Raw genomic sequence first — 23249 nt, forward strand, 5'->3', positions numbered from 1 at the left:
TCGTGACTCGCCTGTTCCTCTGGCAAACGAATCCTTTTGGCGCAATGCATCAGCAGAACCGATGCTCGCTCGATACGAGACCGAGCGCCGGCCGGACACCGGGTACTCTCGCGTTCGCGATCTTAGGTAAACCTTCCTAAGGTGAGGCTTACCAATTGAAAGGACGGCCGTGAAGCCTATCTCAGCTGTTGTGGTCTCGGTCTCGGTTGCCCTTCTCGGGGCGACGCTCACCTCCTGCTCCTCCGGCGACGCGCTGGTCGTCTACAACGCTCAGCACGAGCAGCTCATGGAGGAGCTGGTGCCCGCGTTCGAGAAGGAGACCGGGATCGACGTCGAGCTGCGCAACGGCAAGGACCTCGAGCTCGCCGCGCAGCTGGTCGCCGAGGGCGAGAAGTCGCCGGCCGACGTCTTCCTCACCGAGAACTCCCCGGCGATGGCCGCGGTCGAGCGTGAGGGCCTGCTGGCCACCCTGCCGGACGACGTGACTGCGCCGATCCCGCAGCAGTACCGGCCGGAGAGCAACGCCTGGACCGGGTTCGTGGCCCGCTCCACCGTGCTGGTCTACAACACCGACCAGATCACCGAGGCCGAGCTGCCCGCCTCGCTGCTCGACCTGGCCGAGCCGGAGTGGAAGGGCAAGATCTCCTTCTCGCCGACCGGCGCCGACTTCCAGGCGATCGTCGCCGGAGTCCTGGCCACCGAGGGCGAGGCGGCCACGAAGGCATGGCTGGAGGGGATCAAGGCCAACGGCACCGTCTACGACGGCAACAACGTGGTGCTCGAGTCGGTCAACGCAGGCGAGGTGCCGGTCGGCGTCATCTACCACTACTACTGGTATCGCGACCAGGCCGAGTCCGGCGAGGTCAGCGACAACTCGAAGCTCCACTTCTTCGGCAACCAGGACCCCGGCGCCTTCGTGAGCGTCTCCGGGGCGGGTGTGCTGGCATCGGCCGAGCACAAGACGGATGCCGAGAAGTTCATCGGCTATCTCACCGGCAAGACCGGGCAGCAGGGGCTGGCCGACAGCTACGCGCTGGAGTACCCGCTGAACCCCGAGGTGCAGCTCGACCCGCCGGTCAAGCCGTTCTCCGAGCTCGATCCGCCCGCCGTCTCGGTCTCCGACCTCGACAGCGACGCCGTGGTCGAGATGATGACGGAGGTCGGTTTCCTCTGAGCAGCGTGCATCTCGGCACGTTTCCGGCCACCTCCTCAGGGAGATGGCTGATGCCGACGGTTGCCGGCGCGATCGCCGCCGTCTGCCTGCTTCCGGTGGCGTACGTGGTGTGGTCGACCGCCTCGCTGGGGCCGGCGGAGGCGTACGACTTCCTGGTCCGCCCGCGCATCGGTGAGCTGCTGTGGAACACCGGCAGGCTGCTGGTCGGCGGGGTTGCGCTCTCCGTGGTGTTCGGGGTCTGCGGCGCCTGGGTGGTCGAGCGGACCTCGCTGCCCCTGGCCGGCTGGTGGCACGGAGCGCTGTGTGCGCCGCTGGCCATCCCAGCCTTCGTCAACGGCTACGCCTGGGTGGCGACGACCCACGCGGTCCAGTCCTATCTCGGGGCCGTGCTGGTCGTCTCGCTCTCCTACTACCCGCTGGTCTACCTGCCCACGGTGGCGGCGCTGCGACGCCTCGACCCGTCGCTGGAGGAGGTCGCCGCTTCCCTCGGGCGGCGGCCACGGGAGGTGTTCCTCCGGGTGGTCCTGCCGACCGTCGCGCCAGCGGTGCTCGGTGGTGCGCTGCTGGTCGGGCTGCACCTGCTGGCCGAGTACGGCGCGCTCCAGCTGCTCAACTACCCGACCCTGACGACCGCGATCCTGCAGCAGTACGGCGCCGCCTTCAACGGTCCGGCGGCCACCCTGCTGGCCGGCGTGCTGCTGCTCGCCTGTCTCGGGCTGCTCGCCCTGGAGATGCTGGCCCGCGGCCCGGCCCGGCGTGCCCGCGTGGGGAGCGGCGCCGCCCGTCCCTCGAGCCGGCTGCGGCTGGGGCGGGGGACCGCTCCGGTTGTCGTCGCCCTCGGGATCTTCGTCGCGCTGGCCGTCGGTCTGCCGGCCGTGAGTCTGGTGCGCTGGCTGGTCCGGGGTGCCTCGGCCGAGCTCGACCTGAGCCGCCTGCTGCCAGCCGCCGGTACCAGCATCGCGCTGGCCGCCGTCGCCGGAGTCGTCGCGACCGCCGCCGCGGTGCCGGTCGTCTGGCAGGCCGTCCGCCGTCGGACGAGCTGGTCGCTGGGCGTCGAGCGGGTCGCGTACGTCACCAGCGCGCTGCCCGGTGTGGTGGTCGCGCTCGCCCTCGTCACCGTCGCCATCGGCTGGGTGCCAGGGCTCTACCAGACGCTGCCGCTGCTGGTGGCGGCGTACGTCATCCTGTTCCTGCCACGCGCGCTCGTCGCCGTGCGCGGGGTGCTGGAGCTGGTGCCGCCGCGGCTGGAGGAGGTCGCGCTCAGCCTGGGGCTGAGCCGGGCCGGTGCGATGCGCCGGGTGACCCTGCCGCTGCTCCTGCCCGGGCTGGCGACGGCGACCGCGATGGTCGCGCTCGCGGTCTCCACGGAGCTGACCGCGACGCTGCTGCTGGCCCCGATCGGGACCACCACGCTGGCCACCGAGTTCTGGAGCGAGGCGTCCTCGGTCGCCTACGGCGCCGCCGCGCCCTATGCGCTGGCGCTGGTGCTGCTCGCGATGCCGGCGACCATCCTGCTGGGTCGCTCGTCGAGAGGAGAGGCGCGATGACCGCCGCGTTGGAGATCAGCGGGTTGCGGGCCGGACACGGCCGGCGGGAGGTGCTCGACGGGCTCGACCTGACCGTCGAGGGCGGCGTGACCGCCGTGCTCGGTGCCTCGGGCTGCGGCAAGACCACGCTGCTGCGGTGCGTGGCGGGCTTCATGACGCCGACCGCGGGCGAGATCAGGATCGGCGGGCGCTCGGTCGCCGGGCTGGCGCCGCGCCGCCGCGGGATCGGGTACGTCCCGCAGGAGGGCGCGCTCTTCCCGCATCTCGACGTCGGCGGCAACATCGCCTTCGGGCTGCGCCGGTCGGTGTCCCGAGCCGAGCGGCAGGAGCGCGTGGCCGAGCTGCTCCGGCTGCTCGAGCTGCCGGCTGACCTGGCCGATCGGCATCCCCACGAGCTCTCCGGCGGCCAGCAGCAGCGGGTCGCCGTGGCCCGCGCGCTCGCGCCCCGGCCCCACCTGGTGCTCCTCGACGAGCCGTTCTCCTCGCTCGACGCGGGGCTGCGCGAGGAGTCCGGGCGCGCGGTCGTGCGGGCGCTGCGTACGGCCGGCGCGGCAGCGCTGCTGGTCACCCACGACCAGGGCGAGGCGCTCTCGCTCGCCGACCAGGTGGCCGTGATGGCTGCCGGGCGCTTCCTGCAGGTCGGCTCCGCGGTCGACGTCTACCTGACACCGGAGCATCCCGGGGTCGCGGCCTTCCTCGGCTCGGCGACGCTGCTTCCCGGTGAGGTCGGCGTCGACGGACGGGTCGACTCCCCGCTAGGCGAGGTCGCGCTCATCGCCCCGCTGCCCGCCGGGCCGGTCACGCTGGTCGTCCGCGCGGAGCAGGTGCAGGTCTCGGCCGACGCCACCTCCGGCACCAAGGGCGTCGTCGAGGAGGTCTCCTTCTTCGGCCACGACGCCACCATCCGGGTGCGGCTGAGCGATGACGTCCGCGTGACCGCTCGGGTCCCGGGCACCGGGATCCCGGACATCGGAGCCACGCTCACGCTCGATGTCGTCGGGCCGCTGGTCGGCTATGCCGGCGAGACGCCATGAGCGAGCGCAAGCGAGCGAACAATCAGATCGTCACGCCGCCGCGTCCGTGTTCTTTCCGCTCTGCCACGGAGGTGGCGGCGTGAGCTCGACGATCGCCACCGGTGAGCACCTGCTCCTGAACGGGCGGCCGGGGGACCCGGCGGTCATCACCGACGAGACGACGCTCACCTACGCGGAGCTGGAGAAGGCGGTGATGGACCGGGCGGCCGCGTACGGTCCCTCCTGCGGGGTCGTGCTGCTCGAGGCGGGCAACGACCTGGACTCGGTGATCGGCTACCTCGCCGCCCTCGCCGCTCGTCGTCCGGTGCTGCTGACTCCGCCCGGAGGTGATCACGCCGAGCTGCGGATGCGCTACCGGGCCGCGTTCGACGGCCGGGCCGATCTCCATCCCGACCTCGCGCTGCTGCTGTCGACCTCGGGGTCGACCGGGTCGCCGAAGCTGGTCCGGCTCTCCCGGGACAACCTGGCCGCCAACGCGGCCAGCATCGCGGCCTACCTCGGGCTCACCTCCGCCGACCGGGCGATGAGCTCGCTGCCGCTGCACTACTGCTACGGCCTCTCGGTGCTCAACTCCCACCTGAGCGTGGGAGCCGCGGTGATCCTCACCGACCTCTCGGTCGCCGACGAGTGCTTCTGGGACGTCGTGGCGCGCCACGGCGCGACCTCGTTCGCGGGCGTTCCCTACACCTTCGACCTGCTCGACACCTCAGGGTTCGCCGACCGCTCGCTGCCGTCGCTGCGCTACATCACTCAGGCCGGCGGCAAGATGCCGTCCGAGACGGTCCGTCGCTACGCCACGCTGGGGGAGTCGCGTGGCTGGGACCTGATCGTGATGTACGGCCAGACCGAGGCCACCGCCCGGATGGCCTACCTCCCACCGGCACTCGCCGCGAGCCGGCCCGAGGCGATCGGCATCCCGATCCCCGGCGGGCATTTCCGCCTCGATCCCGTCGACGGCGCAGGTGCTGGCCTGGAGGACGGCGTCGGCGAGCTGGTCTACACCGGGCCGAACGTGATGATGGGGTACGCCGAGAGCGTCGCCGACCTCGCCCGCGGACCCGAGCTCACCGAGCTCCGCACCGGCGACCTCGCCCGGCAGGCCGACGACGGGCTGTGGGAGATCACCGGCCGGCGCAGCCGGTTCGGCAAGATCCTCGGGCTGCGCGTCGACCTCGACCGGATCGAGTCCGAGCTCGCGGCCTCGGCCGGGTGTGGGACGGTGCGAGCCGTCGCTCCTGGCGCCCGACTGCACCTGTTCACCGACGATCCGGGGTCCGTCGACCGGTTGCCAGGGCTCGTGGACGGCATCGTGGCGCTGCCGCGCGCGCTGGTCCAGGTCCACCCGATCGAGGAGGTGCCGCGTACGCCGAACGGCAAGGTCGACTACGCCACCCTCAACGCCTGGGCGAGCGTGGCGGACGCGGCCGGGCCACCAGATGCGGGGCTGGCGGAGGGATCGGACGCCGAGGCGCTGCGTACGGTCTATGCCACGGTGCTGCGGCGACCAGATGCGACGGTGGCCGACAGCTTCGTCTCGCTCGGCGGCGACTCGCTCTCCTTCGTCGAGATCGCCACCCAGCTCGGCGAGCGGCTCGGCACCCTGCCCGCCGGCTGGCAGCACCGGAGCATCGCCGAGCTCGCCGCGAGCGCGCGGAGCCCGCGGCGGTGGCTGCGGCCCGTCGAGATCCCGGTGCTGCTGCGCGCGGTGGCCATCGTCGCCATCGTCGGCAGCCACGCGGACGTGTGGACCCTCCTCGGCGGTGCGCACATCCTGCTCGCGGTGGCCGGCTTCAACCTCGCCCGCTTCGGGCTCACCGCTCCCACCCGGACCCTGCGTGCGCGTCGCCTGCTCCGGGGCGCCGCCGCGGTCGCGCTCCCGGCGGCCCTCTGGGTGGCAGCGGTGGCTCTGGTCAGCGACCGCTACCACTGGCCGACCGCACTGGGGCTCAACCAGGCGCTGGGCAGCGACGAGTGGACCCGCGACTGGCAGCTGTGGTTCCTGGAGGTCATCACCTGGTCCTTCGCCGGTCTCGCGCTCCTGCTGCTGGTGCCCGTCCTCGACCGGTGGCAGCGGCGCCACCGCTTCGGCACGGCTGTCGTGGCGGTGGGTGCGACCCTCGCGGTGCGGTACCTGTGGGTCGGCATCGAGGCCGGCGCCACCGAGCGCTACACGATCGGCTGCGTCCTGTGGTGCCTCGCGCTGGGATGGGCGGCGGCCGAGGCGCAGCGCCCCTGGCAGCGTGTGCTCGTCGCGACGACGGTCGTGGTCGCGACGTACGGCTTCTTCGGTGACCCTGTCCGGGAGGCCACGGTCGCCCTCGGCATCCTCGTCCTGCTGGTCCCGTGGCCGCCCCTGCTGCCCTGGCCGCTGGCCCGGCTCGCCGCCGTGCTCGCTGCGTCGTCGCTGTGGATCTACCTCGTCCACTGGCAGATCTACCCCGGCCTGGAGGCCGCCGGGCTCGGATGGCTGGGCGTCCTCGCCTCCCTCGCGGCCGGCGTCGCCGCAGCGCTCGGCCCGGCGGCCTGGGGCGCCCGAGCCAGGGTGGCTAGATTGACGGCGTGAGGATCACGGTCGTACGCGGGGACATCACCGAACAGCAGGTCGACGCGGTCGTGAACGCCGCCAACTCCTCGCTGCTGGGCGGGGGAGGGGTGGACGGGGCGATCCACCGGCGAGGCGGCCCCGCGATCCTCGAGGACTGCCGACGGCTGCGGGCGGGCGACCTCAGTGGTGGCCTGCCCGTCGGGCAGGCGGTCGCGACGACGGCGGGGGATCTACCGGCGCGGTGGGTGATCCACACGGTCGGGCCGGTATACACCGAAGGCCAGGACAACCCTTCGACAGGCTCAGGACATCGCATCACCCTGCTGACCTCGTGCTTTCGCGAGTCACTCCGCGTCGCCGACGAGCTCGGGGCGCGTACGGTCGCGTTCCCGGCGATCTCGACCGGCGTCTACCGCTACCCGCTCGACGAGGCTGCGTACGTCTCCCTGTGGACCCTCGCCCGGGTCCCGACCTCTGTCGACGAGGTGCGTGTCGTGCTCTTCGACCAGAAGGCGTACGACACCTTCGACCGCGCCCACGAGGCCCTCGATCCTTCCGATGCCCAGGTCGAGGCTGAGCTGCGGAGCGTGCCGGAGGCGACGTGGCTTGAGGCCTTCGAGGCGGCCGACGCGCTGACCGCCGAGGACCGTGACTTCGCCTGGGGTGGTGGTCAGAGGACCGAGAGCGGCGCGATCCAGGCGCCGTATCCCGTCTACAGCGACCGGGTCCGTCAGCTCTACCGCTCGCTCCCGGGCGCTTCTTCTATCGACTGGATGAAGTGGATGCGGGGCAATCCGCTGCTCTCCGATCCTTCGCTGCTCGGCGCCGCGCCGTTCGCGGATGCTGCTCGGCTCGCGACGGTCTACGTTCGTGGTGAGCGGTTCAACGACGGTGTCTTCGGGCGGGCTCTTCAAGATGGGTCCATCGACGCGATCGTCGCTCGGTTGCGTACCTGGTTCGAGAGCGAGCGCTGAGCAGCGATGACCCATGTCTCGGGACTGAAAGGAAGCATTGTGAGCACTCGTACTGTCGTCATGGCGCTCGCGATCGCGCTGATGGCGTCGTCGTGTGCGGCCAACCGGGGCGACCAGCTGGCCGATGAGCTGAGCGAGCGGCTCGAGGGTGTCGATGGCATCGAGCGGGTGGAGGTCGGGGGCAACAACGTGCTGCCGTTCGCGGGTGACGCCAGCGGAACCATCGTCCTGGAGGACGGCATCAGCGTCGCGCGGGCCGGTGAGATCGCTGCGATCCTCGAGCCCTACGTGTCCGGGGAGAGTCCCGACTACGAGCTCACTCTCGGGATCGACCGCGTCGATCTCCAGGTGAGCCCCTCCGAGGAGAGCAACGTGAGCGGGTTGCGGTTGCTCGACGAGGTGCGGCAGCGCACCGATCTGGACAGCGCGACGATCGCCTACGGTGCCGGGTCTCAGGCCTGTGTCGTCGAGGCGGAGGCGAGCACGGATCCGGTGACGGTCTACGACGGCTTGGTTGCGCTCCGGGCCGCGACGCCGGGCTGTGAGCGCGCCGGTGTGCTGGTGACCCACGGAGAAGATCAGAGCGTCACCGATGCGGCCGACTACTGGGAGCACGTCGACACGTTGCCTGAAGCGGTTTCGATGACGGAGCCGCTCGCCGGCCTCCGCGAGATCCGGGATCGGCTCGACGTCGTGGGCTATGCGATCAGGCCGGGCGCGCTGGTGCTGGAGATGAGTCGCGGCGAAGATGTGGTCGCGGCAGACGAGCTCGCGCGCAAGATTCCCGGCCAGCAGGTCAGCGTCAGCGGCGGCAAGATCAGCGCGTGGAGCCGGGACGTCCCTGCGGCTCAGCTCGTCCTCGATCTGGCGGCGCTCTCGTCGGTGGGGTCGGTCAGCAGCGATGCTCGCGGCCTCCAGATCAGTGGCGTCGACGTGAACGACGTCGTCGCCATCCATCAGCAGGTCGCACGGGAGCCCGAGGCCGCCGGTCTCACCAGGATCTCGATCTCCGGCACCGTCGCCGGGGATGAGAGATTCCAGATCGCCGGACCCCCGGACGTGGTCGCTGAGCGAGTTGCTGCGGCGCCGCGGCTGGCTGCCTACGCGCCGTTCACGGTCACCGATGACGACTTCTCGTTGACCGTGGCCATCGATGAGATGCCCGACATGGTTCGGGTGATCAAGCCGCTCGCTGGTTTCGGGACGCTGGTCACTGTCCGCGACGACGAGGGGCGAGTGGTCACCTTCCGGAGCGCCGGGGACGAGATCGAGGTGTCCGAATCCGAACGGCGCGAGGAGGTCCGGCCTTTGCTCGACGCGATCTGGAGGGCGTGGCGGGGGTGATCGGTCTGGCGCTTGCTCCGGACTTCTTCGGGGTTGGGGTGGGCCGCCGACCCTTCTTCGAGGGTCTTCTCGACGAACCCCGGAGTAAAGGACGGCCTTCGGCCGCCGGCTTCGCCGGCCGCTTCGCGGTCCTTGACACCGGCGCCCGTCGAGAAAAGATTTGGCTGGCTATCGGGGCGGCGGCCCGGGTGCGGCGCAGCGGACTCTTGCCTGGGAAAGGTCAGGTTTCTGGGGCGGAAGGGTGGCCCTTCGGGCCACTTACCATCCACAGATGCTAGGGCGTTCGCTCACCGCGAAAACAGCGTTTGACCTGGGGAAATAGATAGCCAGAGAAGGGTGGATGGCGTAGAATCAGACCCATCACAACACCTCTTTGGAGGAGGGTACGCGATGAGTCTCGGCCGCTCGATCGACCACTGGGGCGCCAACTCAGGTGATGCGATCGACGCTGCCTTGAAGGCCATCGAGTCCGCCGTGCAGGAGTTGCTGGCCATCGATCCCGCCTATTGGCGCACGGGGCAGAAGAAGGATCTGCTGGAACGGCTGGAGAAGCTCCAGGCCCAACAGGCTGCACTCAGACTCCGGGTACTCGCATCTGCCGGCGACATCGCCGAAGAGACCGGTGCCAAGGATGCCTCGGGGTGGATGCGGACCGAGCTCTTGGTCGACAAGGCCGTCGCGCGGTCGCAGATCAAGCTCGCGGCCAGTGTCGCCAAGTACGACCTCGTCGCCGCCGGCCTCGCCGAAGGTGTCGTCTCCCAGGACAAGGCCCTGGTGATCACCCAGGCCCTCGACAAGATCGAGACCAACCCGGTCGCCAGTGCCGAGGACCTGGTTCTGGCCGAGAAGCTGCTGGTCGACTACGCCACCCGGCTGACCGCCAACGAACTCCGCATCGCGGGGAAGCGGATTCTGTGCGAGGTCGACCCGGCCCGGTTCGAAGACGCCGAAGCCAAAGCCCTCCTCGCCGAGGAAGAACGCGCCCACCAGCAGACCGCCCTACGGGTCTGGGACAACCACGACGGCACCATCGGGTTCGACGGCGTCCTCCCGGTCTCGATCGGGATGAGGTTCAAGCGGCTGGTGGAAGCCTGGGCCCAACCCCGCAAACAGCAGCTCATCGGCAAGGGTGCGCCGCTGCCTCCCTGGGAGCGGTTGATGGGCCAGGGGTTCTCGCGGCTCCTGGAGACCGTCGACCCAGCCGCCCTGCCCCGCCACGGTGGCGACGCGACCACGATCAACGTGGTGATCAGCCTCGAGGAGCTCCGCAAAGACCTCGGCGTCGCGACCCTGGGCTACGACGAGACCAACGGGGCCACGATCTCCGCCGCGGAAGCCAGGCGGATGGCGTGCAACGCCACCATCATCCCCTGGGTCCTCGGCGGCGACAGTGAGGTCCTCGACGCCGGGCGGAGCAGCAGGTTCTTCCAACCCATCCAACGCAAAGCGCTCCGGTTGCAGCAGAAGTGCTGCCAAGCCGAAGGCTGTGACATGCCACCGGAATGGTGCGACGCCCACCACCTCGACCCCTGGGCCGCCGGCGGGAAGACCAACCTCAAAGACGGGGCGTTGTTGTGCCCGCATCATCACCGTCTGGCGCACAACCCGGCGTACGTCCATGAGCGACTACCCGATGGCACGATTCGGTTCACCCGCCGTCCCTGACTGCGTCGTCGGATACCCGCCGGAAGTCGCCGGTGACGCCCCCTAGTTTCGAGGCATGGGTACGCATGTCGACATCGATCCGGCCATCCTCTACTTCGGTACGCCGGTGGTATTGCTCTCCACTCTCAACGAGGACGGCACCACGAACCTGATGCCGATGTCGTCGGTCTTCTGGCTGGGACGTACGGCGGTTCTCGGGATCGGCGCGTCGTCGCAGACCGCGCGTAATCTGAGGGATCGGCCCGAGATCGTGCTCAATCTTCCTGGCGTCGACCTGGTCACCCAGGTCGACCGGCTCGCGCTGACCACGGGCAATGCGGCGATGTCCGCGGCGAAGGCCGAGCGCGGGTATGTGCACGTGTCCGACAAGTACGCGCATGCCGGGCTGACGGCGTACGGATCCGACACGGTGCTGCCGACGTCGGTGGCGGAGTGCCCGGTGCACATCGAGGGGACGGTCGCGGCGCTCCACGAGCTCGGTGAGCCGAAGCTGCTCGCCGTCGAGGTCGCGGTCACCGCGGTGCGGGTCGCACCGGAGCTGCGCCTCGACGGCCACGACCACCGGATCGACCCCGATCGTTGGCGGCCGCTGGTGATGAGCTTTCAGCAGTTCTACGGGCTGGGGGAGCGGGTCCACCCGTCGCGGCTGGCGAGCATCGACGAGGAGCTCTACCGGTGACCGGCGCCGGATCGATACATCCGAGCGCCGGATTGTGGTCCGCGTCGACATAGACCTGTGGCGGGCGTCACATCTACGGTCGGTCTGCCTGCCGGGAGGCGGCGGGCGGGTCTCGCTCAGGAGGATCGGTCATGGGTCTCGGGTTTCGGATCTCGTCCAGGCTTCGGCAGCAACGAATCGGCGCCGCGCTCGCGGGCCTCGGCCTGGTGCTGGCCGGGGGAGCAGCCGTCGCGGTAGCGCCACCCGCCGAGACGTCCACAGCCGCGGCGGGCACGTGGTCGGCGAGGACGGCGGGCGGGATGACGACCCAGTTGTACGTCCCCAGCACCGCTCCGACGCTCGGCGCCGGGCGTGCGCTCATGGTCAATCTGCACGGCTGCGTCCAGACCTCGGCCGCCCTGCGCGACGGCGGCAACTGGGCCGCGACCGCGGATGCGCGCGGGATGGTCGTGGCGATCCCCGCGGCACCGAACGGCGGCGTGATCCTCGGCTGCTGGGACTACTACGACAGCAACCACTCCCGGACCTCGCCGGGGCGCCACGACGACAACCTTCTCCAGCTGGTCAGCGACCTGCTCGCCGATCCGGCGCTGGACATCGACCCCGACCAGGTCTATCTGTCCGGGCTGTCCTCGGGCGGCGGCGAGACGATGGTGATGGGCTGCCTCGCGCCCGACGTGTTCGCCGGGATCGGGATCAACGCCGGGCCCTCGGTCGGGACGACCTCGGGGCAGATCGGCTCCGTGGCGGTCACCCAGTCGCAGGTCACCAACACCTGCCGCACCTTCGCCGGCTCCGCCTCGTCCGGTTTCGGCAGCCAGGTCACCTCGGTGATCTACGGCTCCAACGACACCACGGTCGCGCCCGGCTACAACACCCTGAACGCCCAGGTCATGGCCGGGATCTACGGTGCCGCCTCGCAGTCGTCCTTCGCCCTGTCCGGCTTGGCCGGCAACAATACCGCCGGCACCGGCACACTGTGGTCGGACGGCAACGGTCCGCGGGTGTCGCTGATCCAGAACACCGGCATGGGACACAACTGGCCCGCCGGTGGCGGCCCGGGTGGCTCGTACATCACGACGAACTCGATCGACTACCCGGCCTACGTCACGGACTTCTTCTTCGACAACAACCGCCGGGTCGAGCGGGGCACCGAGCCGACCGACCCGCCGACCGAGGAGCCCACCGACCCGCCGACCGAGCCGGGCCTCTACTGCGGCTCGGCGACCAACGCCCAGCACGAGGCCGCCGGACGCGCCCACTCCTACGGCACCAACCCCTACAACCCGTTCTACGCCGATGTCTCGGAGGACTACATGGGCCAGGGCGACGCCACCGTGACGACCCTTCAGGAGTCGGCGGGAGGTCGCTTCGACGTGGTCACGACATGCTGACGTAGACCTCGTCCCCGGACCGGAACGAGGTGCAGCATGACAGCGACGGGTCGTGCTCCTTAACTTTCAGGGCGACTGGGTTTATGCTGCCTACAGAATCAGTGCGGCAAGTCGCGTCCTCCACGCAACCATCCGAGCGCGGCTGCCGGGGTGCCAGACGACTGTTGTCGTCAGGTCGCTCGAGGGCCGGGACGTGCTCCGTGCGATCCGGCTGCTGCGGTCCCAACTGAATCAGGTCCCCGATCGGGCGGTAGTACCAGACGTTCGGCAGTTCGGACTCAGAGAGCAGAGCAAGCTGCTCCAGCCAACCAACCGGGGTCGTCGCGACTGACGCTAAGGAGGGCGGCAACGTGCGGCGCCAGAACACTCCGGCCGGTCCCTCCGTGGGGTGAGCTCAATGTCGAACGAACGCGTCGCCGGTGGTCGCCAGCCCTCCTTGATCGATTCCCTCCTGCCCTTGGCGGCCCTGGCGCTCCTGATCGGCGGAGCCCTTACGCTGTTCGGCCTCGACGCCCTTGACGGGCCGATCCAGGTGGCGCTGCTGCTCTGTTGCGCGCTGGCCGCGTTGATCGCGATGAAGAATGGACACGACTTCGCCGCCGTCCAGGAGACCGGCCGAGGCGCACTGGCCTCGGTGACCAGCGCGATCTTCATCCTGCTGGCGGTGGGCGCCCTGATCGGTGTGTGGAACCTCAGCGGCACCATCCCGACGCTGGTCTACTACGGGATCCAGATCCTCTCCCCGGGCTGGTACTACGTCGCCACCGCCGTCATCTGCGGGGTGGTGGCGCTGAGCATCGGCAGCTCGTGGACCACCGCGGCCACGATCGGCGTCGGACTGGTCGGCATTGCCGGCCTGATCGGGGTGTCTCCGGAGATCACAGCCGGCGCGGTGATCTCCGGCGCCTACCTCGGCGACAAGACCTCACCGCTGTCGGAGACGACGATCCTGACCGCGCAGATCGCCGGTGTCGACGTGTACGAGCACATCCGCCGCCAGGTCTGGACGTCGGTGCCGGCGTTCCTCGTCGCGGTCGTCGTGTTCGCGGTTCTCGGTATCACCGGATCGGACACGGTCAGCCAGGCCGAGACCGACTCCGACCTGTCCCGCCTCGACGAGGTCTACTGGATCACGCCGGTCGCGCTGCTGCCGCTGGTGCTGCTGGGGTATCTGTCGATCCGGAAGATTCCGGCCTCGATGGCCCTGCTCACGTCCACCCTGTTCGCCGGAGTGCTCGGCGCCTTCCTCCAACCCGACGTGTACGCCGACTTCGTTGCCGGCGCCGGGAACATCGTCGTGGAGTCGGTCAAGGCGGTCTGGCTGGCGATGGCAAACGGCTTCTCGATCGCCACCGGCATTCCCGACGTCGACCGGCTGCTCTCACGCGGCGGCATGGACAGCATGCTGCTGACGATCTGGCTGATTCTCGGGGCGGTCACGTTCGGGGCGTTGCTGGAGGAGTTCGGACTGATCGACCGACTGGTGCAGCCCATGATCGGGGCCGCGCGGTCGACCGGGCGCCTGTTCCTCACCGTGTTCGCCTGCGCCTTCGGGCTGAACGTGGTCGCCGGTGACCAGTACATCGCACTGGTGCTGCCCAGCCGGATCTTCCGTGCCGAGTTCGCCCGCCGTGGGCTCGCGCCGACGAACCTGTCCCGGCTCGCCGCGGACAGCGGCACCGTCACCTCCCCACTCGTCCCGTGGAACTCCTGCGGCGCCTTCATGGGCGCAACTCTCGGCGTCTCCACGCTGCTGTACCTCCCTTACGCCGTCTTCTGCTACGCCAGCCCCACGCTGAGCGTGCTGTACGGCGTCACTGGCTTCCGCATCGAGAAGACCGGGCCGACACAACTCGAGGAGAAGGAATGAGCACGCAGACTGAGACGGCGCCGACGGCCGTCGCGAAGATGAGCCCTCCTCTACGTCAAGGCCCGGAGCGAACACGGCCGACGACTGTTCAGCCCGGGGTCCGGGGCTGGCTGCAGGACCGCAAGATCGTCCCGAACCGGGTTGGCCTTGGGCTCGTCGACGCCATCCGCGCCGTCCTCGACTCCCTGCCCGGGCAGCAACTCGCGGAGTTCCTCATCGGCGGGCTCGCCACGCAGGACCGGGGCCGCGGTGGGGGACACTGCATGACCTGCCCGATCGTCCGCGAACCGGTGACGTTCTGATGCCCGGCCGGCGGAGCATGGACGTCCTGGTGCTCGGGGCCGTCCTCGTTCTCGTCCTCGGCGTGCTCACCGGCTGCGGGGGCTCCGGTGACACGTCGGGCGACGAGTCGACCACGACCGCGGACGAGTCGCCGGCGGCCGTGGACGCAGCGGCCCTCGAGGGGGCGACGTACGAGTCCACTTCGGTGGAGGGCCACGACCTGGTCGAGGGGTCGACCATCCAGCTGGCGTTCGAGCACGACACGATGTCGGTTTCGGCCGGGTGCAACACCCTGTTCGGACCGTTTGCCGTGACCGACGGGACGCTCGCCTGGACCAAGCCGCCGGCCAGCTCGATGATGGCCTGTTCACCGGAGCTTGACGAGCAAGATCGGTGGCTGACCGATCTGTTCACCGACGGTATGCAGGGCACGGGCGACGGGCCCACCCTGGCCCTGACCAACGGAACCGTCACGATCGAGCTCGCCAGTATCTCCGCCCCACCCCTCGACACCCTGCTCGGCAGGGTCTGGACGGTAGTCGGCACGATCGCCGACGGTGCCACCGCGCGGCTCCCGGTGAACACGCGCCGCCCGTGGCTGACCGTCGGTCAGGATGGGCTCGCCCGCCTCTTCACCGGCTGCAACAGCGGACGCACAACCGTGCGGGTCGTGGACGACCAGATCGCCTTCGGCCCCGCCACCGTGACACGCGGCGGGTGCCAAGGGGCCGCGCGGCTCAACGAGGAGGCCGTCCTCGCGGTCGTCGACGACCAGACCACCGATCATGTCGAGTTCGACGGGAACGTGCTGATCGTGACCGTCGGTGACAAGGGGCTCGTCTTCCAGATCCGCTGACGCGGCGGCCGGAGCCCATGAACAACCCGACATACGGAGGCACGACGCGGCCATGACAGCAATCCGTTGGGAGAGAGCCTAGAAGGGAGGGTGCTGCGGCGAACTGTCCGGCGTAGCTGACGTACGCTTCATCTCCCGACCAGAACGAGGTGCAGCATGACAGCGAGCAGGTCCGCTCGTGAGCGGAAGGCCGCCTCGCAGGCCGGGCCCCTGGCCACGGTGAGGATCGATCTCGACGCCCAGGAGCAGTTCGTCTACAAGATCACCTGCACGGAGTGTGTCGTCAGGGACCGGATCAAGTGGGCGACCTACCGCTCCGGTGAGGACAACGGCTTCATGGCGGCGATGGACCGATGGATCTTCCACCTCATTCAGAAGCACCCTGAGGCGGACGCGCCGTGCCTGAAGTTCCTGCCCGAGGCACAGCAGCGGCAGCAGGAGCGGCGCGAGGGCCGACCGGCCGAGTAGCCGGTCTCAGCCCCGCATCGCGGCGGCCTTGATCTCCTCGAACTGCTCGCCCATGCGGGCGGCCAGGGCCTCGGCGGCACGCAGCGGGCGGACCATCACCTTGAAGTCGACGATCTTCCCCTCCGCGTCGTAGGTCAGGAAGTCGCAGCCGTTGAGATCGAGGCCGTCGACCTTGGCGGTGAACTCGTAGGCGTGGTGGGCACCGTCGTGGATCTCGCGGACGTAGGTGAAGTCCTCGAACACCTTCACCACCGCGCGCAGGATCGCGGCGGTGATCGCCCGGCCGGGGTAGGGCTTGAACGCGACCGGGCTGGTGAACACGACGTCATCGGCGAGCATCGCCTCCACTGCGTCCATGTCCTTGGCCTCGATCGCTTCGCGGAAGGTGGTCATCTGGGCTCCTCCTGGGTCGGTTGCTGGGGAGAGCCTAGAGGGACGGGTGGTGCGGCGTGCTCCGCGCGAGCCTCCGACCGCTGTTGAGGGCGTAGCCGATGCCGATTCCGACCGCGGCGGGGGCGAGGACGAGGCCGGCGAGGAACGGGGTCAGGTTCCACAGGTCGCTCCACAGCACGCCGAAGTCGCGACCCTCCTCGAACCAGATCCGGAACGGGCCGCTGAGCCCGACCACGCCGGCGATCAGCGCCCAGCGTACGAAGACCGGAGGGAGGGCCTTCGCGTGATGGCCGTCCCACAGCCCCCAGACTCCCGAGACGGTGAGCAGCAGTACGAAGTAGATCAGGCCGGCGCCGATGTTCGCGTCCTCGGTCGGGAAGAGGTTGGTCATCACGATCGAGAACAGGAGGCTGCCGCCGAGGATCACGGCGAGGCGTACGAGGAGCTTCATGTCTCCAGCCTCTCTGATCGGGCTGCGGGGCGCATGAGTGCGAGTACTCAGACTTGCGAGAACGACTCGGCCCTTGACACGGGTCAGCCATGCCTCGATCGTTTTCGATAACGATTTCGAAGGAGAGGGGAGAGGAGATCACCACGGCGGAGAAGAGAAGCGACTGGCAGCGCAGCCAGGACCCCGGGTTCGTGCCGGGAGGCGCAGTCCGTCCGACGTCGACGCCGCTCGCCGCCGCCAGGGGCACGGGCAACGTTGCCGCCCTCACCTTCGACGACGGCCCGAACCCCGGCGAGACGGATCGCTTGCTGGACATCCTGGCGGCTCACGAGGTGACCGCGGTGTTCTGTGTCATCGGCCAGAACATCACCGCCCCTGGCGGCGCCGAGATCCTGAGGCGCATCGTCGCCGAGGGCCACACGCTGTGCAACCACTCCACGTCCTACGCCGACATGGGCAGCTGGCCGCACGCCCAGGTCGAGCGGGATCTCGAGGCCAACCTCGCGACGATCCGGGAGGTGCTGGGAAACCCGGCTCAGAAGGTGCCCTACTTCCGGGCTCCCAACGGCAGCTGGGGCAACACCGGAGAGGTCGCCGCATCCCTCGGCATGCAGCCGCTCGGGCTGGGCAACGTGATCTTCGACTGGGACGGCAACGACCTGTCCGAAAGGACGTTGACGAACAACCTACGGGCGGCCATCCAGCCCGGCGCGGTGGCCCTGGCCCACGACGGTGGCGGCAACCGCGAGAACACCGTCCACGCGATCGAGACGGTGCTCCCGGAGAAGCTTGCCGAGGGATACACCTTCACCCTGCCGCAGGGCGGCATCCCGGGCGCGGACTGGACGCCCAGGGCGTAGGTGGCTCGGCCTCGGCCCGGGCACGGGCCGTCGACGTCGGCTAGATTCGCGTCGTGAGTGGATCGACGAGCAGCCGGAGTGCCCTGGTGGTCGGTGCGGGGATCGGCGGGCTCACCGCGGCGCTCGCGCTCTCCCGGGTGGGGTGGCAGGTGACTGTGCTGGAACGCGCGCCGGAGCTGGGCGAGGTCGGCGCCGGCCTCTCGATCTGGCCGCGGGCGTGGAAGATCCTCGCCGATCTCGGGGTCGCGGATCGGCTCGTGGACGGGACCCGGCCGGCCATCCAGGCGGGGTTACGGCGGCCCGACGGGCGCTGGCTGGCGAAGATCGGTCCCGATGCTGCCGAGCGGACCCCGGTGATGGTGCATCGGGCCCGGCTGCACGAGGCGCTGGTGAGCGAGCTGGAGACGCGCGACGGGATCGAGGTACGCACCGGAGTGACCGTCACCGGTCTGGCCGATCTCGACGACGTCGACGCCCGGGGTCCGGCCGACGTGGTGGTTGCCGCCGACGGGATCCGCAGCACGATCAGGAACGAGCTGCACCAGCGCGAAGACGTACGTTATGCCGGCTACACCGCCTACCGCGGCGTCACCGCGGAGCCGGTGCCGGGCGAGGCGTCGAGCACGGGAGGCGAGACCTGGGGGACCGGGGTGCGCGTCGGCTATGTCCCGCTGGTGGACGGCCGGACCTACTGGTTCGTGACCGCCAACCGGCCGGCGGGGGAGACCGGTGGGGACCACCACGCCGACGTCACCGCCCTCGTCGGCGACTGGCACGAGCCGATTCCGCAGCTGCTGGCGGCGACGCCGCCGAGCGCCGTACTCCGCGGAGACATCTGTGATCTGCGGCTGCCGCTGAAGCGGTTCGACCACGGGCGGGTCGTGCTTCTCGGTGACGCCGCGCACGCGACCACCCCCAACCTCGGCCAGGGTGCCTGCGCCGCGATCGAGGACGCCGCCGTCCTGGCCGCGCAGCTCGCCGGCCACGCCCGCGTCGAGAGTGCGCTGGTGGCCTACGACCGCACCCGGCGGCCCGTGACCCAGCGGCTGGTGCGGGCGTCTCGGCTGGTCGGAGTGCTCGGCCAGGTCGACAACGGCCCGGTGGTGGCGGTCCGTGACGCCGGCCTCGCGGGGCTCGGCGCGATCGCGGGGCTGTTGAGCCGGTAGGTCCGCGTCACAGCCGGGCGGCCGCCGGTGTCTGGATGGCCATGACGGCTACCTATCTCACCCTGACCCTCATCGCCTCGATCGCCGCGCTCGGCGGGGCGGTGCTCAACCTGACCGGTCACCGGATACCGGTGAGCGAGGCCCAACGGCTCTCGGTGCCGATGGAATGGCTGAGGTTCCCCATCGGGACGTCGTACGGCCTGGGCTTCCTGGGCCTGCTGGTCGGTCTCGCGGTCCCGGCGGTCGGGATCGTCGCCGCCGCCGGGTTCGTGGTCTTCTTCGTGCTCGCGATCGGGGCGCACCTGCGAGTGGGGGACCGGAGCCTGGGCCGTGCGGTCGGTGGTCTCGCGCTCTCGCTGGCCACGCTCGTCGGCACCGGGATGTACGCGGCCGAGCAGGACGACCCTTCGACAGGCTCAGGACATCGTCTCGGCGGGGTGGTCGAGGCGTACGTCAACGATCGTCCGGACCTGTGGTGGCCGGTCGTGCTGCTCGCGGTGATCCAGATCGGCGACGCGGCGATGTGCTTCAAGCCGGTCGGCTTCATCGCCCAGTGCTTCACCGATGTCGGGCTGCCGCGGGCGCTGTGGCCGGTGATGCCGTGGGTCAAGATCGCCGCCACTGCCGGCCTGATCTCCGGGCTGTGGGTGCCGTACGTCGGAGCGCTGACCAGCGCGGCGCTGATCGTCTACTTCGTGTGCGCCGTCTCCGCGCACATCCGGGCTCGGGATATCGGCCGCAACCTCGTCCTCAACGCCACGTTGTCGCTGGTCCTGTGCGTGGCCGTCTTCGTGTTCTGCTTCCTGCGCTGAGTCCTAGGCGGCGCCGAACAGGGGCAGGCACGGCTGCAGGCCGCTGACCTCGATCTCGCTGCGGTCGTTGAGCTCCCACCGCTCCCGGCCGAGCCGGAGGCGGTGGGAGACGAGCACCTCGCCGTCGCGTACGTCGCGGGAGATGCCGTCGGGCTGGTAGCCGAGCTTGGTCGACACGCCGACCGAGGCCGCGTTGTCGGGGAAGGCCTCGGAGGTGGCGTAGGCGCCGCCGAGGTGGTCGAAGACCAGGGTGAGGGCGCCGAGGCGGGCCTCGGTGCCGTAGCCGCGGCGGTGGTGAGACAGACCGAGCCAGGACGCGGTGCTCACCTCGCGGCGCTCGGCGAACTCGGTCGCCGAGACCCACACGACCCCGATCGGCTGCGCGTCGAGGAAGACGGTCAGGCCCAGGCTCCAGTCGCCGGGTTTCCAGTCACCCCGGCTCGACCAGGCGCCCTGCACCACGTGGCGGGCCCGCTCCAGTGGTGGCCGCTCGGCCCACGGGGTCAGGAACGGCCGCTGCGCCGACTCATGCACACCATCGAAGGCGACCTGCGCCAGCCGGGCGAGCTCGACGTCGGTCGGGAGCCGCAGCTCCAGGCGTGGAGTCCGGATCACCAGGCCGAGCAGCGGCCACACCTCGGTCGGAGTCATCCGGCCATCATTCGAGAGCGCGTACGCCGCGGGCAACCGGATATCACCCCGCGGAGTGACTCCTCACGTGGTCGAGCAGGTCGGCTGCCGCCGAGGTGTAGCGGTCGACCTCCTCGCCGCTGTCGCAGGTGCAGAGCACGATGGTCACCTCACCGGCGCGCGGCCAGATCGCCTCCCAGGTCGCGCCGGCCTGCTCCCAGCGGAGCAGTCGCTCGAGGTCGTACGTCATCGTGTGATCCGTGCGGTCAGCCGAGGACGGCGTCGACGGACTGGGCCCAGAGGCCGGCGGCCTCGTCGATGGCGGCGGAGTCGACGACGAGGGCGGGGATGAACCGCACGACCTGGCCCCAGGCGCCGCAGGTGAGCAGCAGCAGGCCACGTCGGGCAGCCTCCTGCTGGGCCGCGGCGGCGGTGTCGCCGTCGGGCTGGCCATCGGGGGTGCGGAACTCGTTGCCGAGCATGAGCCCGAGGCCGCGTACGTCGGTGATCGCCTCGTGCTTGCTCGCGACCTGCTCGAGCGCGGAGCGGAGCTCGGCGCCGCGCTCGGCGGCGTTCTTGACCAGGCCCTCCTCCTCGATCACGTCGAGGGTCGCCAGGGCCGCGGCGCAGGCGACGGCGTTGGCGCCGTAGGTGCCGCCCTGTGATCCGGGCCAGGCCTTCGACATCAGCGCCTCGCTCGCCGCGATCGCGGACAGCGGGAACCCGGAGGCCAGGCCCTTGGCGGTCATGATGATGTCGGGACGGGAGCCGAAGTGGTCGTGTCCCCAGAACTCGCCGGTGCGGCCGAAGCCGGTCTGGACCTCGTCGATGATGAGCAGGATGCCGTGCCGGTCGGCGCGCTCGCGCAGGCCGTCGAGGAAGGCCCGATCAGCCGGGACGTAGCCGCCCTCGCCGAGGACCGGCTCGACGAGGAACGCGGCCGTGTCGGCCGGGGCGCTCTGGGTCTGCAGCGTGTAGTCGAGCTGGCGCAGCGCGAACTCGGTCGCCTGCTCCTGCGGCCAGCCGAAGTGGGGTGCGTCGGGGAAGGGGGAGACCACGACGCCGGCCATCAGCGGGCTGAAGCCGGCGCGGAACTTGGTGCCCGAGGTGGTCATCGAGGCCGCCGCGACGGTCCGGCCGTGGAAGCCGCCGTGGAAGACGACGATGTTGGGGCGGCCGGTGGCCTGCCGGGCCAGCCGGATCGCGGCCTCGGTGGCCTCCGAGCCGGAATTGGCGAAGAAGAGACTGTCCAGGCCGGCGGGGAGCACGGGGCCGAGGCGGTCGACGAGGTCGAGGAGCGGGCGGTGCCTGACCGTCGTGTACTGGCCGTGGACCAGGTTGGCGATCTGGCGCTGGGTGGCCTCGACGACCTTCGGGTGGCTGTGGCCGGTGCTGGTGACGCCGATGCCGGCGGTGAAGTCGAGATAGCGGCGGTCGTCCTCGTCGAAGAGCTGGACGCCTTCGCCGCGAGCCGCCACGACCGGAGTTGCCTGCTTGAGGATGGGGGAGAGCTTGGCCACCGTGAACTCCTGTTGATTGTCGACAATCCGACTGGCTACTACAGTAGGCGAGCGTTCGACGGCTGTCAGTAGGACAGTCGAATGCTGACCTTGGAGGCTGATGCGGGATGGGCGGAGAACCGAACGAGGCACGGGTCGTGGCAGGGGTGCCGAAGGGGCTTCTTGTCGCAGGTCAGTGGGTGGATGCCGGCGACGGCGCGACCTTCGACGTGCTCGACCCGTCGACAGGGGAGGTGCTCTGCGCGGTCGCCGACGCGACCCCCGAGGACGGCCGCCGCGCACTCGATGCCGCGGCCGGCGCGCAGAAGGAGTTCGCCGCGACCGCGCCGCGCGCCCGGGCCGACATGCTCATGGCCGCCTTCGACCTCCTCCACGAGCGGATCGAGGGCCTCGCGCTGCTGATGACGCTCGAGATGGGCAAGCCGCTGGCCGAGGCGCGGGGCGAGATCGCGTACGCCGCGGAGTTCTTCCGCCACTTCGCCGAGGAGGCGGTGCGGATCGAGGGCGGCTACCAGACCGCGCCCGCCGGTGGCTCCCGGTTCCTGATCACGAAGCAGCCGGTCGGGCCGGCGCTGCTGATCACGCCGTGGAACTTCCCGATGGCGATGGGGACGCGCAAGATCGGGCCGGCGATCGCGGCCGGCTGCGCGAGCATCATCAAGCCCGCCCAACAGACGCCGCTCTCGATGCTGGCGCTGGGCGAGATCCTGCGCGAGGCCGGTGTGCCCCAGGGGGTTGTCAACATTCTGCCGACGTCCCGGCCAGGTGAGCTGACCGAGCCGCTGCTGCGCTCCGGCGTGATCCGCAAGCTCTCCTTCACCGGCTCCACGGCGGTCGGGCGGGTGCTGCTCGCCCAGAGCGCGGAGCAGGTGCTGCGTACGTCCATGGAGCTCGGCGGCAACGCCGGCTTCGTCGTCTTCGAGGACGCCGACATCGATGAGGCGGTCGCGGGCGCGATGGCCGCGAAGATGCGCAACACGGGGGAGGCGTGCACGGCTGCCAACCGGATCTTCGTACAACGCTCGGTCATCGAGGAGTTCGGCGACCGGCTCGCCAAGGCGATGTCCGAGCTGCCCGTCGGTCGTGGCGTCGAGGAGGGCGTACGCGTCGGGCCGCTCATCGACGAGGCCGCCAGGGAAAAGGTGCAGACCCTCGTGGACGACGCGGTGGCCGGCGGCGCCCGGGTGCTGACCGGCGGCACCGCTCCTGACGGTCCCGGCTACTTCTACCCGCCGACCGTGCTCACCGACGTCCCCACCTCCGCGAAGATGGGCAGCGAGGAGATCTTCGGGCCGGTCGCGCCGCTGACGCCGTTCGACACCGAGGACGAGGTGGTCGAGGCGGTCAACGACACCGAGTACGGCTTGGTCAACTACGTCTTCACCAACGACCTGCGCCGCGGCCTGCGGGTCGCCGAGGCGCTCGAGTCCGGCATGGTCGGGCTCAACCAGGGCGTGGTCTCCAACCCCGCCGCGCCCTTCGGCGGCGTCAAGGCCTCGGGGCTGGGGCGGGAGGGCGGGCGTACCGGGATCGAGGAGTTCCTCGAGACCAAGTACGTCGGGATCGCGATGTGAGCCGAGGACCT

General features: G+C 70.2%; 22 protein-coding genes and 1 pseudogene. 18 read left to right on the forward strand and 5 right to left on the reverse strand.

The features are described 5' to 3' along the window. The first annotated feature begins 169 nt into the window (after positions 1-169). From ACFX43_RS20660 to ACFX43_RS20725, 14 genes and pseudogenes are all read left to right on the forward strand, one after another. Positions 170-1174, forward strand: coding sequence for an iron ABC transporter substrate-binding protein (locus ACFX43_RS20660; RefSeq protein ID WP_378834000.1), 1005 nt, complete (start codon positions 170-172; stop codon positions 1172-1174). Positions 1175-1224: 50 nt separating this feature from the next. After that, positions 1225-2721 carry an ABC transporter permease gene (locus tag ACFX43_RS20665; protein ID WP_378834003.1) on the forward strand — a complete coding sequence of 499 codons (1497 nt, stop codon included), beginning with the start codon at positions 1225-1227 and terminating at the stop codon, positions 2719-2721. Beyond that, positions 2718-3755 (forward strand): ABC transporter ATP-binding protein, encoded by a 1038-nt coding sequence (locus ACFX43_RS20670; RefSeq protein WP_378834008.1) that lies wholly within the window; start codon positions 2718-2720, stop codon positions 3753-3755. Before ACFX43_RS20665 ends, ACFX43_RS20670 begins: the two co-directional genes overlap by 4 nt. A gap of 79 nt (positions 3756-3834) precedes the next feature. Then, entirely contained in the window at positions 3835-6318 is a 2484-nt protein-coding gene (locus ACFX43_RS20675) for a non-ribosomal peptide synthetase (RefSeq protein ID WP_378834010.1), read from the forward strand. Further along, positions 6315-6815: pseudogene (locus tag ACFX43_RS20680) on the forward strand (O-acetyl-ADP-ribose deacetylase); the annotation flags it as partial. The gene ACFX43_RS20675 and the pseudogene ACFX43_RS20680, both read left to right, overlap by 4 nt. 72 nt (positions 6816-6887) lie before the next feature. Further along, positions 6888-7274, forward strand: coding sequence for a DUF6508 domain-containing protein (locus ACFX43_RS20685; protein WP_378841052.1), 387 nt, complete (start codon positions 6888-6890; stop codon positions 7272-7274). A gap of 39 nt (positions 7275-7313) precedes the next feature. Further along, complete coding sequence (locus tag ACFX43_RS20690) at positions 7314-8618, forward strand: hypothetical protein (protein ID WP_378834013.1); 1305 nt, start codon at positions 7314-7316, stop codon at positions 8616-8618. A 390-nt stretch (positions 8619-9008) separates the two neighbouring features. Next, positions 9009-10283, forward strand: a complete 1275-nt coding sequence (locus ACFX43_RS20695) for a DUF222 domain-containing protein (RefSeq protein ID WP_378834016.1) — start codon at positions 9009-9011, stop codon at positions 10281-10283. A 55-nt stretch (positions 10284-10338) separates the two neighbouring features. Beyond that, the gene (locus tag ACFX43_RS20700; protein WP_378834019.1) at positions 10339-10962 is read left to right on the forward strand and encodes a flavin reductase family protein; all 624 of its coding nucleotides are present in this window, start codon (positions 10339-10341) and stop codon (positions 10960-10962) included. Between the two features lie 131 nt (positions 10963-11093). Continuing rightward, on the forward strand, positions 11094-12356 hold the full coding sequence (locus ACFX43_RS20705; protein WP_378834023.1) for an alpha/beta hydrolase family esterase: 1263 nt from the start codon (positions 11094-11096) through the stop codon (positions 12354-12356). Positions 12357-12753: 397 nt separating this feature from the next. Continuing rightward, positions 12754-14226 (forward strand): Na+/H+ antiporter NhaC, encoded by a 1473-nt coding sequence (gene nhaC, locus ACFX43_RS20710; RefSeq protein WP_378834026.1) that lies wholly within the window; start codon positions 12754-12756, stop codon positions 14224-14226. Next, a complete protein-coding gene (locus ACFX43_RS20715; protein ID WP_378834028.1) occupies positions 14223-14528 on the forward strand; it encodes a hypothetical protein in 306 nt (101 codons plus the stop codon). Before nhaC ends, ACFX43_RS20715 begins: the two co-directional genes overlap by 4 nt. Then, positions 14528-15364 carry an META domain-containing protein gene (locus ACFX43_RS20720; protein ID WP_378834031.1) on the forward strand — a complete coding sequence of 279 codons (837 nt, stop codon included), beginning with the start codon at positions 14528-14530 and terminating at the stop codon, positions 15362-15364. Before ACFX43_RS20715 ends, ACFX43_RS20720 begins: the two co-directional genes overlap by 1 nt. A gap of 156 nt (positions 15365-15520) precedes the next feature. Beyond that, on the forward strand, positions 15521-15832 hold the full coding sequence (locus ACFX43_RS20725; RefSeq protein WP_378834033.1) for a hypothetical protein: 312 nt from the start codon (positions 15521-15523) through the stop codon (positions 15830-15832). Positions 15833-15838: 6 nt separating this feature from the next. Here ACFX43_RS20725 and ACFX43_RS20730 read toward each other — a convergent pair whose 3' ends face one another. Continuing rightward, complete coding sequence (locus ACFX43_RS20730) at positions 15839-16225, reverse strand: nuclear transport factor 2 family protein (RefSeq protein WP_378834036.1); 387 nt, start codon at positions 16223-16225, stop codon at positions 15839-15841. Positions 16226-16259: 34 nt separating this feature from the next. Further along, positions 16260-16676, reverse strand: a complete 417-nt coding sequence (locus ACFX43_RS20735; RefSeq protein ID WP_378834039.1) for a hypothetical protein — start codon at positions 16674-16676, stop codon at positions 16260-16262. Between the two features lie 89 nt (positions 16677-16765). On the opposite strand from ACFX43_RS20735, the gene ACFX43_RS20740 reads away from it, so the two are divergent. From ACFX43_RS20740 to ACFX43_RS20750, 3 genes are read left to right on the forward strand one after another with little or no spacing between them, the layout of a single operon-like run. Beyond that, entirely contained in the window at positions 16766-17536 is a 771-nt protein-coding gene (locus ACFX43_RS20740; RefSeq protein ID WP_378834042.1) for a polysaccharide deacetylase family protein, read from the forward strand. Between the two features lie 53 nt (positions 17537-17589). Next, a complete protein-coding gene (locus ACFX43_RS20745; protein ID WP_378834046.1) occupies positions 17590-18702 on the forward strand; it encodes an FAD-dependent oxidoreductase in 1113 nt (370 codons plus the stop codon). A 35-nt stretch (positions 18703-18737) separates the two neighbouring features. Next, positions 18738-19514, forward strand: a complete 777-nt coding sequence (locus tag ACFX43_RS20750) for a DoxX family protein (RefSeq protein ID WP_378834050.1) — start codon at positions 18738-18740, stop codon at positions 19512-19514. 3 nt (positions 19515-19517) lie between these two features. On the opposite strand, the gene ACFX43_RS20755 is transcribed toward ACFX43_RS20750, so the two are convergent. From ACFX43_RS20755 to ACFX43_RS20765, 3 genes are read right to left on the reverse strand one after another with little or no spacing between them, the layout of a single operon-like run. After that, positions 19518-20165, reverse strand: a complete 648-nt coding sequence (locus ACFX43_RS20755) for a GNAT family N-acetyltransferase (protein WP_378834054.1) — start codon at positions 20163-20165, stop codon at positions 19518-19520. A 43-nt stretch (positions 20166-20208) separates the two neighbouring features. Beyond that, positions 20209-20394, reverse strand: coding sequence for a hypothetical protein (locus ACFX43_RS20760; RefSeq protein ID WP_378834058.1), 186 nt, complete (start codon positions 20392-20394; stop codon positions 20209-20211). Positions 20395-20410: 16 nt separating this feature from the next. Further along, entirely contained in the window at positions 20411-21664 is a 1254-nt protein-coding gene (locus ACFX43_RS20765) for an aspartate aminotransferase family protein (RefSeq protein ID WP_378834062.1), read from the reverse strand. 107 nt (positions 21665-21771) lie between these two features. Between ACFX43_RS20765 and ACFX43_RS20770 the strand changes: the two genes are divergently transcribed. Next, positions 21772-23238: an NAD-dependent succinate-semialdehyde dehydrogenase gene (locus ACFX43_RS20770; RefSeq protein WP_378834069.1), complete on the forward strand. Its 1467-nt coding sequence runs from the start codon at positions 21772-21774 to the stop codon at positions 23236-23238. The last annotated feature ends 11 nt before the right edge of the window (positions 23239-23249 follow it).

Origin of the sequence: Nocardioides sp. YIM B13467 (assembly GCF_042788075.1) — a bacterium.
In the GTDB taxonomy this organism is placed as follows: Bacteria; Actinomycetota; Actinomycetes; order Propionibacteriales; family Nocardioidaceae; genus Nocardioides.